This is a genomic window from Pseudomonas sihuiensis (genome assembly GCF_900106015.1).
Lineage (GTDB): Bacteria > Pseudomonadota > Gammaproteobacteria > Pseudomonadales > Pseudomonadaceae > Aquipseudomonas > Aquipseudomonas sihuiensis.
In genome coordinates this window covers 1,845,689-1,862,322 of record NZ_LT629797.1, presented here as the reverse complement: position 1 = coordinate 1,862,322, position 16,634 = coordinate 1,845,689, and the positions used below count along the sequence as shown (strand labels likewise).

Annotated in this window: 10 protein-coding genes; 4 read left to right on the top strand and 6 right to left on the bottom strand. The window is 63.9% G+C overall.

Annotated features, from left to right (window positions below; genetic code table 11):
• Positions 1-173: 173 nt before the first annotated feature.
• From guaD to BLT86_RS08740, 5 genes are all read right to left on the bottom strand, one after another.
• Complete coding sequence (gene guaD, locus BLT86_RS08760) at positions 174-1,475, bottom strand: guanine deaminase (protein WP_092376134.1); 1,302 nt, start codon at positions 1,473-1,475, stop codon at positions 174-176.
• A gap of 151 nt (positions 1,476-1,626) precedes the next feature.
• Positions 1,627-2,457 (bottom strand): xanthine dehydrogenase accessory protein XdhC, encoded by an 831-nt coding sequence (gene xdhC, locus BLT86_RS08755; RefSeq protein ID WP_092376131.1) that lies wholly within the window; start codon positions 2,455-2,457, stop codon positions 1,627-1,629.
• Between the two features lie 284 nt (positions 2,458-2,741).
• The gene (gene xdhB, locus BLT86_RS08750) at positions 2,742-5,138 is read right to left on the bottom strand and encodes a xanthine dehydrogenase molybdopterin binding subunit (protein ID WP_092376128.1); all 2,397 of its coding nucleotides are present in this window, start codon (positions 5,136-5,138) and stop codon (positions 2,742-2,744) included.
• 62 nt (positions 5,139-5,200) lie between these two features.
• Positions 5,201-6,640 carry a xanthine dehydrogenase small subunit gene (gene xdhA / locus BLT86_RS08745; protein ID WP_092376125.1) on the bottom strand — a complete coding sequence of 480 codons (1,440 nt, stop codon included), beginning with the start codon at positions 6,638-6,640 and terminating at the stop codon, positions 5,201-5,203.
• A 385-nt stretch (positions 6,641-7,025) separates the two neighbouring features.
• Complete coding sequence (locus tag BLT86_RS08740) at positions 7,026-8,159, bottom strand: alkane 1-monooxygenase (RefSeq protein ID WP_092376122.1); 1,134 nt, start codon at positions 8,157-8,159, stop codon at positions 7,026-7,028.
• A 233-nt stretch (positions 8,160-8,392) separates the two neighbouring features.
• On the opposite strand from BLT86_RS08740, the gene BLT86_RS08735 reads away from it, so the two are divergent.
• The 4 genes from BLT86_RS08735 (at position 8,393) to ligA (ending at position 16,003) form a co-directional block, all read left to right on the top strand.
• Positions 8,393-9,052 carry a GntR family transcriptional regulator gene (locus tag BLT86_RS08735; protein WP_092376119.1) on the top strand — a complete coding sequence of 220 codons (660 nt, stop codon included), beginning with the start codon at positions 8,393-8,395 and terminating at the stop codon, positions 9,050-9,052.
• Positions 9,053-9,058: 6 nt separating this feature from the next.
• Positions 9,059-12,547, top strand: coding sequence for a chromosome segregation protein SMC (smc, locus tag BLT86_RS08730; protein WP_092376116.1), 3,489 nt, complete (start codon positions 9,059-9,061; stop codon positions 12,545-12,547).
• 213 nt (positions 12,548-12,760) lie between these two features.
• On the top strand, positions 12,761-13,582 hold the full coding sequence (gene zipA / locus BLT86_RS08725; protein ID WP_092376113.1) for a cell division protein ZipA: 822 nt from the start codon (positions 12,761-12,763) through the stop codon (positions 13,580-13,582).
• A 60-nt stretch (positions 13,583-13,642) separates the two neighbouring features.
• Positions 13,643-16,003: an NAD-dependent DNA ligase LigA gene (gene ligA / locus BLT86_RS08720; protein ID WP_092376110.1), complete on the top strand. Its 2,361-nt coding sequence runs from the start codon at positions 13,643-13,645 to the stop codon at positions 16,001-16,003.
• A gap of 239 nt (positions 16,004-16,242) precedes the next feature.
• Here ligA and BLT86_RS08715 read toward each other — a convergent pair whose 3' ends face one another.
• Positions 16,243-16,611 (bottom strand): glutathione S-transferase N-terminal domain-containing protein, encoded by a 369-nt coding sequence (locus tag BLT86_RS08715; RefSeq protein WP_092376107.1) that lies wholly within the window; start codon positions 16,609-16,611, stop codon positions 16,243-16,245.
• Positions 16,612-16,634: the final 23 nt, after the last annotated feature.

Genomic DNA, 16,634 nt, shown 5'->3' with positions numbered 1-16,634 from the left:
CACCTTGCTAGATGCGGCGTAACCCACCATCGGCGCAACGCGTTCCATCGCCTGGTGGATTACGCGGCGCACCGCTCTCATCCGCGCCCTTACGATTAGCGTTCAGCGCCGCTAATCCACCCTACGCGGAGTAGCATCCGGCCTCACTTTAGGTGGCTCCACGCAACCTGCGCTCAGCGCTGGTGCACCGATACACCCGCGGCGAAGGTCTCTTTCACGGCGCGGTCATCGCCGAGCATGGTCAGGGCGAACAGTCGTTCTTCCAGGCTCTTGGCCTGCTGCATGCGGTAACTGATCAGCGGCGTGGCGTTGTAGTCCAGCACCAGGAAGTCGGCGTCCTTGCCGGGCTGGAAGTTGCCCAGCTTGTCGTCCAGGTACAGCGCATTGGCGCCGCCCAGGGTGGCCAGGTACAGCGACTTGAACGGGTCGAGTTTCTTGCCCTGCAGCTGCATCACCTTGTACGCCTCGTTCAGCGATTGCAGTTGGCTGAAGCTGGTGCCGGCGCCGACATCGGTACCCAGGCCGACGCGCACGCCATGGGCTTCCAGCTTGTTCAGGTCGAACAGGCCGCTACCGAGGAACAGGTTGGAGGTCGGGCAGAAGGCCACCGCCGAGCCGGTTTCGGCGAGGCGCTTGCACTCGTCGTCGCACAGGTGCACGCCATGGGCGAACACCGCGCGCGGGCCGATCAGCTTGTGGTGGTCATAGACGTCCAGATAGCCCTTGCGCTCGGGAAACAGTTCCTTGACCCATTCGATTTCCTTGCGGTTCTCGGACAGGTGGGTGTGCATATACAGGTCCGGGTACTCGGCCAGCAGCTTGCCGGCCAGCTCCAGCTGCTGCGGCGTACTGGTCGGGGCGAAGCGCGGGGTGACCGCATAGTGCAGGCGGCCCTTGCCGTGCCAGCGTTCGATCAGAGCCTTGCTCTCGGCATAGCCGGTTTCGGCGGTGTCGGTCAGGTAGTCCGGGGCGTTGCGATCCATCAGCACCTTGCCGGCGATCATGCGCAGGTTGAGCTTGTCGGCCTGCTCGAAGAAGGCGTCCACCGACTGCGGGTGTACGGTGCCGAACACCAGGGCGGTGGTGGTGCCGTTGCGCAGCAGTTCCTTGAGGAAGATCGCCGCCACGTCGCTGGCATGGGCCTTGTCTTCGAACTGCCGCTCGGTGGGGAAGGTGTAGGTGTTGAGCCAGTCCAGCAGTTGCTCGCCGTAGGAGGCGATCATGCCGGTCTGCGGGTAGTGGATGTGGGTGTCGATAAAGCCGGGGGTAATCAGCGCGTCGCGATGGTGCTGGATCTCGACGCCGGCCAGCTTCGGCAACAGCTCGGCGGCGGGGCCAACCTGGGCGACCTTGCCGTTTTCGATCAGCAGGATGCCGTCCTCGAAATATTCGTAGGACTGCTCGACACCGACCTCGGCCGGATCGGCGAGGCTGTGCAGGATGGCGGCGCGGTAGGCTTTGGTATTGGTGGTCATCTGTTACGTCTCGATTGAGCGGGCAGTGCGGTGCGCCGTGCGCACCACGGATAATGCGGTGTTATTGGTGCGCGCGGCGCACTCTACTGGGCGCGGCGCGAATTCGTCGCGCCACGGCCCGGCCCGTAGGGTGCGCTGGGCGCACCTAGAGTCAGGACCGGCGCGAGGCCGGCAACAGCTTGGCGACGCTGGATTCGCCTTTCTTCACGTCCTGGCCGAAGCTGGCGTTATAGGTGGCGATCACCTCGCCGGCGATGGACACGGCAATCTCCACCGGCAGCTTGCCTTTCACCTCGGGCAGGCCCATGGGGCAGCGCATGCGCGCCATCAGGGTGTCCGCGAAGCCGCGTTCGCGCAGGCGATGCTCGAACTTGACGCGCTTGGTCTTCGAGCCGATCAGGCCGTAGTAGGCGAAGTTGCCGCGTTTGAGGATCGCCGCGGTCAGCTCCAGGTCGAGCTGGTGGTTGTGAGTCATGACGATGTAGTAGCTGCCGGGCGGCATGTTCTCCACCTCGTCGACCACTTCGTCACCCACGATCTTCTCCACGCCGGCGGGGATGTGCTCGGGAAATTCGTTCTCCCGCGAGTCGATCCAGCGCACCTTGCACGGCAGGCTGGCGAGCAGCGGCACCAGTGCGCGACCGACATGGCCGGCGCCGAACACGGCGATCTGCGCCTGTGGTTGCCCCATGGGCTCGAACAGCAGCACGGTGGCGCCGCCGCAGCACTGGCCCAGGCTGGCGCCGAGGGAGAAGCGCTCCAGGCGGGTGTCCTGGCTGCAGCTGGCGAGCATCTCGCGCGCCATTTCCATAGCCTTGTACTCCAGATGGCCGCCGCCGATGGTCTCGAAGATGCGATCGGCGGTGACCACCATCTTCGAGCCGGCATTACGCGGCGTCGAGCCGCGTTCTTCGATGATGGTCACCAGAACGCAGGCTTCACCTTTTTGCTGCAGCTCGGCGAGGGCACTGATCCAGCTCATTTGCTCAGCCTCCAGGAAGGCGTGGTCTGTCCCGGGCGCGGCAGGCGCCAGTTGCTCGGCGACGGGTCGAGAATCGGCTCCGGCGCGGGGCGAGCGGGGCGGTTATTCGGTTCGGTGTGTTTTGTCATTGTTGTACACCCATTCATCATTCGTTCGCGGTTTGTGGGAGGCGCTTCAGCGGCGACCGTCGCGGCTAAAGCCCCTCCCATGGGGCCAGAGCCTTCAGTAGGGTGGGCTTCAGCCCACCAATACGCGCCGTCGACCTTGGTGGGCTGAAGCCCACCCTAGGCTCCGACCGTTTCCATTTCGACGGCGCTTGTTCTGGCTTTCTTCAGCTTGCGCATCTGCTCCACACCCCAGAGCACGCGCTCGGGGGTGGCCGGGGCGTCGATCTGCGGTTGCACCTTGTAGTCCGCCAGGCTGGCCACGGCGTCCTTGAGGGCGCACCAGGCGGCGATGCCGAGCATGAAGGGCGGCTCGCCCACGGCCTTGGAGTGGAACACGGTGTCTTCCGGGTTCTTGCGGTTCTCCACCAGCTTCACGCGCAGGTCGATGGGCATGTCGGCGATGGCCGGGATCTTGTAGCTGGCCGGGCCGTTGGTCATCAGCTTGCCCTTGGCGTTCCACACCAGCTCCTCGGTGGTCAGCCAGCCCATGCCCTGGACGAAGGCGCCTTCGACCTGGCCGATGTCGATGGCCGGGTTCAGCGAGTCGCCGACGTCATGCAGGATGTCGCCACGCAGCATGCGGTATTCGCCGGTCAGGGTGTCCACCAGCACTTCCACGCAGGCCACGCCATAGGCGTAGTAATAGAAGGGGCGGCCGGCCGCCTTGTCGCGGTCGTAGTAGATTTTCGGCGTGCGGTAGAAACCGGTCGACGACAGCGAGACCTGGCCGAAGTAGGCCTTCTGGATCATCTCCTCGAAGGACAGGAAGTGATCGCGCACGCGTACCTGGCCGTTGCGGAATTCGACGTCTTCCGGGGTGACCTTGTACTCGCGCACCAGGAAGTCCACCAGGCGCTGCTTGATGGTCTCGGCCGCGTTCTTCGCCGCCATGCCGTTGAGGTCGGCGCCGCTGGAGGCGGCGGTGGGCGAGGTATTGGGCACCTTGTCGGTGTTGGTGGCGGTGATCTGGATGCGCTCGATATCGACCTGGAACACCTCGGCGACGACCTGCGCGACCTTGGTGTTGAGGCCCTGGCCCATCTCGGTGCCGCCGTGGTTGAGATGGATCGACCCGTCGGTGTAGATGTGGATCAGTGCGCCGGCCTGGTTGAGGAAAGTGGCGGTGAAACTGATGCCGAACTTCACCGGGGTCATGGCCAGGCCTTTCTTCAATACCGGGCTCTTGGCATTGAAGGCGCGGATTTCTTCACGGCGCTTGGCGTACTCGCAGCTCTGCTCCAGCTCGGCGGTCATCTCGTGGATGACGTTGTGCTCGACGGTCTGGTGGTAGTGGGTGACGTTGCGCTCGGTCTTACCGTAGTAGTTGAGCTTGCGCACTTCCAGCGGGTCCTTGCCGAGGTGGCGCGCGACGGCATCCATCACTTCCTCGATGGCGACCATGCCCTGCGGGCCGCCGAAGCCGCGGTAAGCGGTGTTCGACGCGGTGTTGGTCTTGCAGCGATGACCGTTGATGGTGGCGTTGCCGAGGAAGTAGGCGTTGTCGGAGTGGAACATGGCGCGGTCGACGATGGAGCCGGACAGGTCCGGCGAGTAGCCGCAGTTGCCGGCCAGGTCCATCTCGATGCCATGCAGCAGGCCGTCGTCATCGAAGCCGACGTCGTACTCGACGTAGAAGGGGTGACGCTTGCCGGTCATGCTCATGTCTTCCATGCGCGGCAGACGCATCTTGGTCGGCCGGCCGGTGAGATGGGCGATCACTGCGCACAGGCACGCCGGGCCGGCGGCCTGGGTTTCCTTGCCGCCGAAACCACCGCCCATGCGGCGCATGTCGATGACGATCTTGTTCATCGGCACGCCGAGCACTTCGGCGACCAGCTTCTGCACCTCGGTGGGGTTCTGCGTCGAGGTGTAGACCAGCATGCCGCCGTCTTCGGTGGGCATGACCGAGGAAATCTGGGTTTCCAGGTAGAAGTGCTCCTGGCCGCCGATATGCAGGGTGCCCTGCAGGCGACGCGGGGCGCTGGCCAGCTTGCTGGCCGAGTCACCGATGCGGTGGGTGTGGCTGGCGAGCACGAAATGCTTCTTGCGGTAGGCCTCGACGACGTCGAGCACCGGCTCCAGATCGTCGTATTCGACGATGGCGGCCATCGCCGCCTTGCGCGCAGTTTCCAGACTGTCAGCGGCCACCGCCAGCACCACCTGGCCAACGTACTCCACCTTGCCGTCGGCCAGCAGCGGGTCGCCGGCGACCACCGGGCCGATATCCAGTTGGCCCGGTACGTCATCCTTGGTGATGGCGATGGCCACGCCTGGAATCTCGTAGCAGGGGCTGGTGTCGATGCGCAGGATGCGCGCATGGGCGCGATCGGACTGGCGCGCGTAGACGTGCAATTGATTGGGGAATTCCAGACGGTCGTCGACATAGACCGCTTCGCCGGACACGTGCTTGTCCGCGCTCTCGTGCTTGACGCTGCGGCCCACGCCGCTGGTCATGCCGGCGCGGAACAGGGCGGCCAGCTCTTCCTGGGATTTGTGTTCGATATGACTGGACATCTTCGCCTCCAAAACTTCGCATGCCGCCGGTCGCGCCGGCGGCGGATCAATTCACTGCGCCATCAGGCGTAAGCGGTAACCCGGGTCTCGACCTCGGGCGACTGCTGCTCCAGGAAGAACTTGCGCAGCAGGTTCTGGGCAGTGAGCAGGCGGTATTCCTTGCTGGCGCGGAAATCCGACAGCGGGGTGAAGTCCTCACCCAGTGCGTTGCAGGCACGTTCGATCACGCCCGGATACCAGGCCGAGCCGACCAGGGCCGCTTCGCAGGCGCTGGCGCGTTTGGGGATGGCGGCCATGCCGCCGAAGGCGATGCGCGCGTCACGCACCACGCCGTCGACGATAGTCAGGTTGAAGGCCGCGCAGACGGCGGAAATGTCGTCGTCCAGGCGCTTGGACACCTTGTAGGCGCGGAACGCCTGGTTCGGTTGGGCACGCGGCACGATGATCTTCTCGATGAATTCGGCTTCCTGGCGCGCGGTCACCTTGTAGTCGAGGAAGTAGTCCTGCAGCGGCAGGATGCGCCGCGTGTTGCCCTGGCGCAGGGCGATCTGCGCGCCGAGGGCGATCAGCAGTGGCGGGGCGTCGCCAATGGGCGAGGCGTTGCCGATATTGCCGCCCAAGGTGCCTTGGTTGCGGATTTGCAGCGAGGCGAAGCGGTGCAGCAGCTCGCCGAAGTCCGGGTACTCGCGCGACAGCGCTTCGTAGCAGTCGGACAGCGCCGCCGCGGCGCCGATCTCGATGTCCTTGTCGGTCACCTCGATGCGCTTCATGTCTTCGATATGGCCGACGTAGATCATCACCGGCAGCTCGCGGTGGAACTGGGTGACTTCCAGGGCCAGGTCGGTACCACCGGCGAGCAGGCGCGCCTCGGGGTTGGCGGCATAGAGGTCGGCCAGGTCGGCCACGGTCAGCGGCACCAGGCAGCGCTTGTCGCCACTGTTGAGCTCGGCAGTTTCACGCGGGGCGATGGCCTGGAGCTGAGCCACGGTGTTGCTTTCGAAGGCATCGAACTGATCCGGCTGCTTCTGGCAGCAGGCCTGCTCGGCGGCGTCGATGATCGGGCGGTAGCCAGTGCAGCGGCACAGGTTGCCGGCCAGCGCTTCCATCGTCGCGCCCTTGTCGTAGCCGCTCGAATTCTTCTGCAGGGCGAACAGCGACATGATGAAACCGGGGGTGCAGAAGCCACACTGCGAGCCATGGCAGTCGACCATCGCCTGCTGCACGCTGTGCAGCTTGCCCTGGTGCTTGAGGTCTTCGACGGTGATCAGTTGCTTGCCGTGCAGGCTGGAGACGAAGGTCAGGCAGGAGTTGAGGGTGCGATAACGAACGCGGTCGCCATCGAGCTCGCCTACCACCACGGTGCAGGCACCGCAGTCGCCGGAGGCGCAGCCTTCCTTGGTTCCGGTTTTGCCGACGTGCTCACGCAGGTAGTTGAGCACGGTGACGTTGGGGTCCAGGGCATGCTCGGTGCGCAGCTCCCGGTTGAGTAAAAACTGGATCAAGGACGACCTCCAGGCACTTTATTGTTATGAATCGTTTGGCTCGCCGGGTATGTGCACGCATTGCAAGGCCCGGACGTGATTGGCCATGGAGGCAATCTAGAGTTTTCTGACTTTTGGGTCAACAAATATTTGACCTCGTGGTCAGCTGCTTGTCATGCGTTTCGGTTATGAGCGCGGCGGGCGGGATTTATGCTCTGAGAGTAGCGGTTTTCGTGCCAGCGAGGGCTCTGCTGCGGGACTTTCGTAGGCGCGCGCGGGGCCGCCTGGGTCGTGCGCACCAGCCGGTCGAAGTCGAAATGGTGGGCGCATGGCGCACCCTAGGTGACAAACGAAACCCCGGGAGCCTGCGCTGCCGGGGTTGATTGGGTGTGCTCGAACAGGGGGCTCAGGTCGGTTGCGACTCACTCAGTTGGTGCTCTTCGCCGGCGTAGTAGGCGCGCACCTTGGGGTCCATCACGGCGCGCCACAGCGGCGGGAACACCGCGAGCACGATCATTCCGGCATAGCCATTAGGCAACTGCGGGCTGTCGTCGAAATGGCGTAGCACCTGATAGCGGCGCTTGGCATAGGCGTGGTGGTCGGAATGGCGCTGCAGATGGAAGAGAAACAGGTTGGTCAGCAGGAAGTTGCTGTTCCAGGAGTGGTGCGCATTGGTGCGCTCGTAGCGGCCGTTGTCCAGTTTGCGCCGGTGCAGGCCGTAGTGTTCGACATAGTTGACGATCTCCAGCAGGGTAAAGGCGATAACCGCCTGGCCGAGGAAGAACAGGGCGCCGAGCGCGCCCAAGGCCAGGGTGAAGCCGAGCAGGAACAGCGCGCTGATGGCGTACCACCAGATCAGCTCGTTGCGCCAATGCAGGGCCGGTAAGCTGCGCCGCTTTAGACGCTCGGCCTCGAGCTTCCAGGCGTTGAGAAAGTTGTGCTTGTAGGCATGCGGCAGAAAGGCGTACAGGCTCTGGCCGAAGCGTGAGGAGGAGGCATCTTCGGGCGTCGATACATGCACATGATGGCCGCGCACATGTTCGACCTTGAAGCCGGCGTAGCACACCGCTGCCAGCAGCAGGCCGCCGGCGTTCTGCTCCAGTTTCGGGTCCTTGTGGATCAGCTCGTGCGACACGGTGATGCCGATGGCGCCCATCACCGTGCCGACCGACAGCACCCAGCCGAGCTGGCCGATCCAGCTCCAGCCCTCGTAACTGGCGAATATCCAGCCGCTCCACACCAGCATCGCCAGCAGCAGCGGCACCGTGGCCAGACTCAGCAGTCGGTAGTAGCCCTGGGCTTCGAGGGCCGGCACTTCGTCGCACTCATCCGGGTTGGCCGGGTCGCGACCGACAATGAAGTCCAGCAAGGGAATGACACCGAACACCACGCTGATCACCAGCCAGGGCCAGGCGTCGGCGTGCGCGCTGCCCTGCGACCAGTAATAGCTGAGGGGGATGCCCAGTACCGGGATCAGCCAGATCCAGTAGCCGACCTTCTTCAGGGCGAGCATCCAGCGCGACGGCAGGCGTTCGAACATCGGATTCTCCAAGTCATTATTGTTCTGGGTTTTACCTCGGATTGTAGGACAATCCATTTTCGTGACCAGACTTCCACGGCCAACCTTTAGAACGGAAAGTGCCCCGCGGGGACGCTTGGCGGGGTAACACCCTGTGTTACACTCACCGCCAGATTTTCTTGCTCCCGCCCAGCCGTGGCGGGGCTCCCAGACTCGACCGCCTGCCCCTGGATCGACGCAAATTAAGGAATGCCATGACGTTCAAGGCCCCGGACAGCCTCGCCGAGCAAATTGCCCATTACCTGGCCGAACGCATCATTCGCGGTGAACTCAAGGAATGTGAGCGCATTCAGGAGCAGAAGGTTACCCAGGCCCTCAACGTCAGCCGTGGCTCGGTGCGCGAAGCGCTGCTGATTCTCGAACGCCGCCACCTGATCGTGATCCTGCCGCGCCGAGGCGCCCAGGTCAGCGAACTGACCCCGCACCACGTCACCAGCCTCTACGCACTGAGCATCGAGCTCTACATCATGCTGGCGCGCGCGGTGATCGAGCGCTGGAAGGTGGAGACCGACCTGGCGCCCTTCATCGATATCCAGCAGCGCCTGCTGGCCAGCCTGGAGCGTGGCGATATCGGCGCCTTCGTTGAGAACAGCTTCGACGTGATGCGTGCGGCCTTTCCCTTCGCCGACAACCCGTACCTGCAGGAAACCCTGGAGAACCTGCTGCCGGCCATCAGCCGCACCTACCACCTGGCGCTGGAGCGGCGCAAAGGCGAGATGGGCCAGTTCATGGGCACCTTCGCCAGCCTGCTGCAGGCGATCATCGTCCGTGACAACGAGCGTGCCCGCGAAGTGCTGCAAGCCTACGGTCAGCACAACTGCCAGCTGGTGCTGGCAACCCTGGCCGAGCGCTAAGCCCAGATGCGCCTGAAGAGCATCAAGCTGGCGGGCTTCAAGTCCTTCGTCGATCCGACGACGGTAAGCTTTCCCAGCAACATGGCGGCGGTGGTCGGGCCCAATGGTTGCGGCAAGTCGAACATCATCGACGCCGTGCGCTGGGTGATGGGTGAAAGCTCGGCGAAGAACCTGCGTGGTGAGTCGATGACCGACGTTATCTTCAACGGCTCCAACACACGCAAGCCGGTGACCCAGGCCTCCATCGAGCTGATCTTCGATAACAGCGACAACTCGCTGGTGGGCGAATACGCGGCCTTCGCCGAGATTTCCATTCGCCGTCGGGTGACCCGCGACGGGCAGAACACCTACTTCCTCAACGGCACCAAGTGCCGGCGCCGCGATATCACCGATATCTTCCTCGGCACCGGCCTGGGGCCGCGCAGTTACTCGATCATCGAGCAGGGCATGATCAGCAAGCTGATCGAGGCCAAGCCCGAGGAGCTGCGCAATTTCATCGAGGAAGCCGCCGGCATCTCCAAGTACAAGGAGCGCCGCCGCGAGACCGAGAACCGCATCCGCCGTACCCAGGAGAACCTGGAGCGCCTTAGCGACCTGCGCGAAGAGCTGGAGCGCCAGCTCGAGCGCCTGCACCGTCAGGCCCAGGCGGCTGAGAAGTACCAGGAATACAAGGCCGAGGAGCGCCAGCTCAAGGCGCAACTGCTGGCCCTGCGCTGGCAGAGCCTGAACCAGCAGGTCGGCAGCCGAGAGCAGGTGATCGGCGATCAGGAAGTGGCCTTCGAGGCCCTGGTGGCCGAGCAGCGCAGCGCCGACGCCAGCATCGAGCGCCTGCGCGATGGCCATCACGAATTGAGCGAGCGCTTCAACCTGGTGCAGGGCCGCTTCTATTCCGTGGGTGGCGATATCGCCCGCGTCGAGCAGAGCATCCAGCATGGCCAGCAGCGCCTGCGCCAGTTACAGGATGACCTGCGCGAGGCAGAAAAGGCGCGTCTGGAAACCGAGTCGCACCTAGGCCACGACCGCACCCTGCTGGCCACCCTCGGTGAAGAATTGGAAATGCTCCTGCCCGAGCAGGAGATGACCGCCGCTGCTGCCGAGGAGTCTGCTGCCAGCCTGGAAGAGGCCGAAGTCGCCATGCACGGCTGGCAGGAGCAGTGGGACGGTTTCAACCAGCGCAGCGCCGAGCCGCGTCGCCAGGCCGAAGTGCAGCAGTCGCGCATCGCCCAGCTGGAACAGAGCCTGGAGCGTCTGGCAGAACGCCAGCGTCGTCTTAACGAAGAATTGCAGCAACTGGTGGCCGACCCCGAAGACGCCGCCATTCTCGAACTGAACGAACAGCTCGCTGCCGGTGAGCTGGAGCAGGAAGCCCTGCACCTGGCCGAAGAGCAACAGGCCGAGCGCCTGCAGCAACTGCGCGAGGAATTGCAGCAGGCCGGTCAGGCCCAGCAGCAGGCGCAGGGCGAGCTGCAACGCCTGAGCGGTCGCCTGGCCTCGCTGGAGGCGCTGCAACAGGCGGCGCTCGATCCGGGGCAGGGTGCTGGCGAGTGGCTGCGTGAGCAGAACCTGCTGCAACGCCCGCGCCTGGCCGAAGGTCTGCGGGTGGAAGCCGGTTGGGAGCTGGCGGTGGAAACCGTGCTCGGTGCCGACCTGCAGGCCGTGCTGCTGGACGATTTCGCCGGCCTGGATTTCGCCGCGCTGGAGCAGGGCGAACTGCGCCTGGCCAGCCCCGCCAAGGGCGGCGCGCGCCGTGCCGGTAGCCTGCTGGACAAGGTCGAATCGAGCCATGACCTGTCGCCCTGGCTGGCCGGCGTGCGCCCGGTCGAATCCCTGGAGCAGGCGCTGGCCGCTCGTGGGCAACTGGCCGATGGCGAGAGCCTGATCAGCCGCGACGGCTACTGGGTCGGCCGGCATTTCCTGCGCGTGCGTCGCGCCGCCGAGGCCGATAGCGGTGTGCTGGCGCGTGGCCAGGAGCTGGAGCGCTTGCAGTTGGAGCGCGAGGAACGTGAGGCGGCCCTGGCGCAACTGGATGAACGCCTGCTGGCGCTGCGCGACGAGCAACGTCTTCAGGAAGAACAGCGTGAGCAGCAACGCCGTCATGGCCAGGAACTGGCGCGCCAGGTAAGTGAGCTGAAGGCAAAGCTGTCCGCCAGCCAGGCCAAAGCCGAGCAGTTGGGCCTGCGCCGTCGCCGTCTGCAGGACGAACTGCAGGAAGCGGCCGAGCAGCGCGAGATCGAGCAGGAGCAACTGGGCGAATCGCGCCTGCAATTGCAGGATGCGCTGGACGCCATGGCGCTGGATAACGAGCAGCGTGAAAGCCTGCTGGCCAGCCGCGACAGTCTGCGCGAGCGTCTCGACCGTGTGCGCCAGGACGCGCGTCAGCACAAGGACCATGCCCATCAACTGGCGGTGCGCGTCGGCTCGCTCAAGGCGCAGCACGACTCCACCCGTCAGGCGCTGGAGCGTCTGGAGATGCAGGCCGAGCGCCTGCATGAGCGGCGCGAGCAACTGTCGCTGAATCTGGAAGAGGGCGAGGCGCCGCTGGAAGAGCTGCGTATCAAGCTCGAAGAACTGCTCGAGCGGCGCATGGCGGTGGACGACGAACTGCGTCAGGCGCGTTTGGCGCTGGAGGACGCCGATCGCGAACTGCGCGATGCCGAGAAGCGCCGCACCCAGGCCGAACAACAGGCGCAACTGCTACGCAGCCAGCTGGAGCAACAGCGCATGGATTGGCAGTCGCTCAACGTGCGGCGCAAGGCGTTGGCTGATCAGCTCGCCGAGGACAACTACGACCTGCACGGGGTGATCACCACGCTGTCGGCCGAAGCCAGCGAGAGCGCCTGGGAGGAAGAACTGGAGCGCATGGCCGCACGCATCGCCCGTCTCGGGCCGATCAACCTCGCGGCCATCGACGAGTATCAGCAGCAGTCCGAGCGCAAGCGCTACCTGGATGCGCAGGACGCGGATCTGGTCGAGGCCTTGGAAACCCTGGAGAACGTCATCCGCAAGATCGACAAGGAAACGCGCAATCGTTTCAAGGATACCTTCGATCAGATCAATGGCGGTTTGCAGGCGCTCTTTCCAAAAGTTTTCGGTGGCGGCAACGCTTATTTGGAACTCACCGGCGAAGATTTACTCGATACCGGTGTGACCATCATGGCGCGGCCCCCGGGCAAGAAGAACAGCACCATTCATTTGCTCTCCGGTGGAGAGAAAGCGTTGACTGCTTTGGCACTGGTGTTTTCCATCTTCCAGCTCAATCCGGCGCCGTTCTGCATGTTGGACGAAGTGGATGCACCGCTGGACGATGCCAACGTCGGGCGCTATGCGCGGCTGGTCAAGGAGATGTCAGCCACGGTGCAGTTCATCTACATCACCCACAACAAGATCGCCATGGAAATGGCCGATCAGTTGATGGGGGTCACCATGCACGAGCCGGGTTGCTCGCGTCTGGTGGCAGTGGATGTCGAGGAGGCGCTGGCGATGGTGGAGGCGTGATGGCAGAGCGCCGCGAGATTAACTGAATACAGGCAAAACCTTATGTGGCTCCCTGTGTAAAGTTGCCTTTCGTCGTGCTAGCTTATTGCCCACTTTTGTTACACGCGGAAAACGTCAGATAGAACATCAAGTTGGCGCCGCGTTTTATAGTCGAGTTGTGATCCGGTTGATTGGATCTTTTTTTCACCAGAATTTTTAAGGGTCAGGTATTTCATGGAATTCGGTCTGCGCGAGTGGCTGATCGTTATTGGCATCATCGTTATCGCTGGCATCCTTTTCGACGGCTGGCGCCGTATGCGCGGTGGCAAGGGCAAGCTCAAATTCAGGCTCGACCGCAGCTTCGCCAACATGCCTGATGACGACAGTGACCCAGATTTGCTCAGTACGCCACGTGTGGTAAATCGCGACCACGAGCCGCAGCTGGACGAAGACGAACTGCCGTCGATGACTGCCAAGGACCTGCCGCGTCGTCCACGCAACGAGCCACAACAGGGCGACCTCAATCTGGCCGTCGATGAGCCGGTGCCGACTCTGCTCAACCCGGTCGATGACGAACCCGTCGAGCCGAAGAAAGCCTCCAAGCCGGCTGCCGATGCCGCACCGGTAGAAGAGGTGCTGGTGATCAACGTGGTCGCCCGCGACGACTTCGGCTTCAAGGGCCCGGCGCTGCTACAGAACATCCTCGAAAGCGGTCTGCGCTTCGGTGAGATGGACATCTTCCATCGTCACGAGAGCATGGCGGGTAACGGCGAGGTGCTGTTCTCCATGGCCAACGCACTCAAGCCCGGCACCTTCGATCTCGACGATATCGAAGGCTTCAGCACCCGCGCGGTGAGCTTCTTCCTCAGCCTGCCTGGCCCGCGTCATCCGAAGCAGGCCTTCGACGTGATGGTCGCTGCTGCACGCAAGCTGGCCCACGAGCTGGGCGGTGAGCTGAAGGACGACCAGCGCAGCGTGATGACTGCGCAGACCATCGAACACTATCGCCAGCGCATCGTCGAATTCGAGCGCCGGCAACTGACCCAGAAACGCTGACCCGTACACGAAGTCGAAAGAGAGCAGCCAAGGCTGCTCTTTTCGTTTGAGAGACCGAGCATGACCGACGCCGCCCAACGTATTTCCGAACTGCGCAACGAGCTGGACGCGCACAACTACCGTTACTACGTGCTGGACGAGCCGAGCGTGCCCGATTCCGAGTACGACCGCCTGTTCCGCGAACTGCAGGCGCTGGAGGCCGAGCATCCGGAGCTGGTCACGCCGGAGTCGCCGACCCAGCGCGTTGGCGGCGAGGCGCTCAGCGCCTTCGGCGAGGTGCGTCACGAAGTGCCGATGCTCAGCCTGGGCAATGCCTTCGATGAGGATGATTTGCGTGCTTTCGACCGCAGCGTGCAGAACGGCCTCGGCGTGCAGGGCGGCGACTTGTTCGGCGGCGGCGCCGAGATCGAGTACAGCTGCGAACCCAAGCTCGATGGTCTGGCCGTCAGCCTGCGCTACGAGAACGGCCAGCTGGTGCGCGGCGCCACGCGCGGCGACGGCAGCACCGGCGAAGACATCACCAGCAATGTGCGCACCATCCGCAACGTGCCGCTCAAGCTGCAGGGCGAGGGCTGGCCGCAGGTGCTGGAGGTGCGTGGTGAGGTATTCATGCCCAAGTTGGGCTTCGAGGAGCTCAACGCACGCCAGGCCGAGAGCGGCGGCAAGACCTTCGCCAACCCGCGTAATGCCGCTGCCGGCAGCCTGCGTCAGCTCGACCCGAAGATCACCGCCAGCCGCCCGCTGGAGTTCTGCTGCTATGGCGTTGGTCAGGTCAGCGGCGAGCTGCCGGGCACCCAGGTGGCCATGCTGCAGCAGCTCAAGGCCTGGGGCGTACCCATCAGTCGCGAACTGAAGCTGGCCAGGGGCGTCGAGGCCTGCCTGGATTACTACAGAGATATCGGCGAGCGGCGCATGAGCCTGGCCTATGACATCGATGGCGTGGTGTTCAAGGTCAACAATATCGAGGACCAGCAACAGCTGGGCTTTCGTGCGCGCACGCCGCACTGGGCCATCGCCCACAAGTTCCCGGCGCAGGAAGAGCTGACCGAGCTGCTCGACGTGGAATTTCAGGTCGGGCGTACCGGTGCGGTGACGCCAGTGGCGCGTCTGAATCCGGTCAAGGTGGCCGGTGTGATGGTGGCCAACGCCACCCTGCATAACATGGATGAGGTGGCGCGCCTGGGCGTGATGATCGGTGACACGGTGATCATCCGCCGTGCTGGCGACGTGATCCCGCAGGTGATGGCCGTGGTGCCCGAACGTCGCCCGGAGAACGCGCGCCCGGTGCACATTCCCGAGCAATGCCCGGTGTGCGGCTCGGCGGTGGAGCGCACGCAACTGGTCAAGCGCAGCAAGGGCAAGGAGTCGATCAGCGAAGGTTCGGTGTATCGCTGCGTCGGTCGCCTCAGCTGCCAGGCGCAGCTCAAGCAGGCGATCATCCACTTCGTCTCGCGTCGCGCCATGGATATCGAAGGCCTCGGCGACAAGACCATCGAGCAACTGGTGGACGAGAAGCTGATCGCTTCGCCGGCTGACCTGTACAAGCTGAATTTCGAGCAGATCATCGGCCTGGAAGGCTTCGCCGATGTCTCCAGCAACAAGCTGCTGAAGGCCATCGAGGACAGTAAGCGGCCGACCCTGGCGCGCTTCATCTATGCGCTCGGTATTCCCGATGTGGGTGAGGAAACCGCCAAGGTGCTGGCGCGCTCCCTGGCCTCGCTGGAGCGTGTGCGCCAGGCACTGCCGCAAGTGCTGACCTATCTGCCGGACATTGGCCTGGAAGTCGCGCATGAGATCCACAGCTTCTTCGAGGATGAACACAATCAGCAGGTGATCAACGCCTTGCTGGGTGAGTGCGGTCTCGAACTGCAGGAAGAGGGAGAGCTGAGCGCCGAGTTCTCGGCTGTCGCCACCCTTGGGGGCATGCTCGACAAACTGAATATTCCCTCTGTTGGCCCAGGCGCGGCGCAGAAGCTGGCGGAGCGTTTCGGCAGCCTGGAAGGCGTGCTTGGCGGCGATTGGCTGGACATGCGTCAGGCCCTGCCGGAGAAACAGGCCAAGGCTGTACGCGAGTTCTTCGACAATGCTGATAATGCCCAGCTCGCGCGCGCTATCGAGCAGCAGCTGCGCGATTTCGGCATGCACTGGGAAAGCGAGAAGAAAGTCGCTGAAGGTCTGCCCCTGGCCGGCCAGACCTGGGTGCTCACCGGCACCCTGGAAGTGATGAGCCGCGACGTGGCCAAGGAAAAGCTGGAGAGCCTGGGCGCCAAGGTGGCCGGTTCTGTCTCGGCCAAGACCCACTGCGTGGTGGCCGGGCCAGGTGCCGGCTCGAAGCTGACCAAGGCCAGCGAGCTGGGGGTGAAGGTGCTGGACGAAGCGCAGTTCCTCGACCAGCTCAAGACCTACGGCATTGAAGCGTAGGGCGCTGTTCGCGAGCAGAGCTCGCTCCTAAAGAGGCAGGCGAAGATACGCCGATCTTGTAGGAGCGGCTTCAGCCGCGAAATGACCGGTGCAGGGTAGCTCCAAGGCTCCCGGATTGCATCCGGGCTACAGGACTGGACGAAGTTTAGGTGTCGAGCTCTGAACCTGTAGGAGCCGGCTTGCCGGCGATCCTTTACGCAGAAGCATCGCCGGCAAGCCGGCTCCTACGAAAGCGCGGTTCAACCGGCGAAACGCTGATCCAGATAGGCGATGATCGCCTTGGACTCGTACAGCCAGGTGCTCTGGCCGTTTTCCTCGATGCGCAGGCACGGCACCTTGATGCGGCCGCCTTGCTGCTCCAGGGCCTGACGATGTTCGGCGTCGTTCTTGGCGTCGCGCAACTGCACCGGCAGGTTCAGGCGGTGCAGAGTGCGCCGCACCTTGACGCAGAACGGGCAGGCGTGGAACTGGTACAGCGCCAGATTGGCCGTGGCGCGTTCGACCTCGGCTTGCGCCTCGGGGCTGCGCTTTAGCTTGCGCGGGCGGCTGATCCAGTCGACGAACACGACGAGCTGACCCAGGCCAATACGAAGGGCTTTGAGCAACATGTTTCTAACTCCTGAAGTGCCGA

What these genes read in the sequence shown, in the direction of transcription:
- guaD (WP_092376134.1), bottom strand. Translation starts at nt 1,475, where the DNA reads ATGACCACCAATACCAAAGCCTACCGCGCCGCCATCCTGCACAGCCTC.
- xdhC (WP_092376131.1), bottom strand. Translation starts at nt 2,457, where the DNA reads ATGAGCTGGATCAGTGCCCTCGCCGAGCTGCAGCAAAAAGGTGAAGCC.
- xdhB (WP_092376128.1), bottom strand. Translation starts at nt 5,138, where the DNA reads ATGTCCAGTCATATCGAACACAAATCCCAGGAAGAGCTGGCCGCCCTG.
- BLT86_RS08740 (WP_092376122.1), bottom strand. Translation starts at nt 8,159, where the DNA reads ATGTTCGAACGCCTGCCGTCGCGCTGGATGCTCGCCCTGAAGAAGGTC.
- BLT86_RS08735 (WP_092376119.1), top strand. Translation starts at nt 8,393, where the DNA reads ATGACGTTCAAGGCCCCGGACAGCCTCGCCGAGCAAATTGCCCATTAC.
- smc (WP_092376116.1), top strand. Translation starts at nt 9,059, where the DNA reads ATGCGCCTGAAGAGCATCAAGCTGGCGGGCTTCAAGTCCTTCGTCGAT.
- zipA (WP_092376113.1), top strand. Translation starts at nt 12,761, where the DNA reads ATGGAATTCGGTCTGCGCGAGTGGCTGATCGTTATTGGCATCATCGTT.
- ligA (WP_092376110.1), top strand. Translation starts at nt 13,643, where the DNA reads ATGACCGACGCCGCCCAACGTATTTCCGAACTGCGCAACGAGCTGGAC.
- BLT86_RS08715 (WP_092376107.1), bottom strand. Translation starts at nt 16,611, where the DNA reads ATGTTGCTCAAAGCCCTTCGTATTGGCCTGGGTCAGCTCGTCGTGTTC.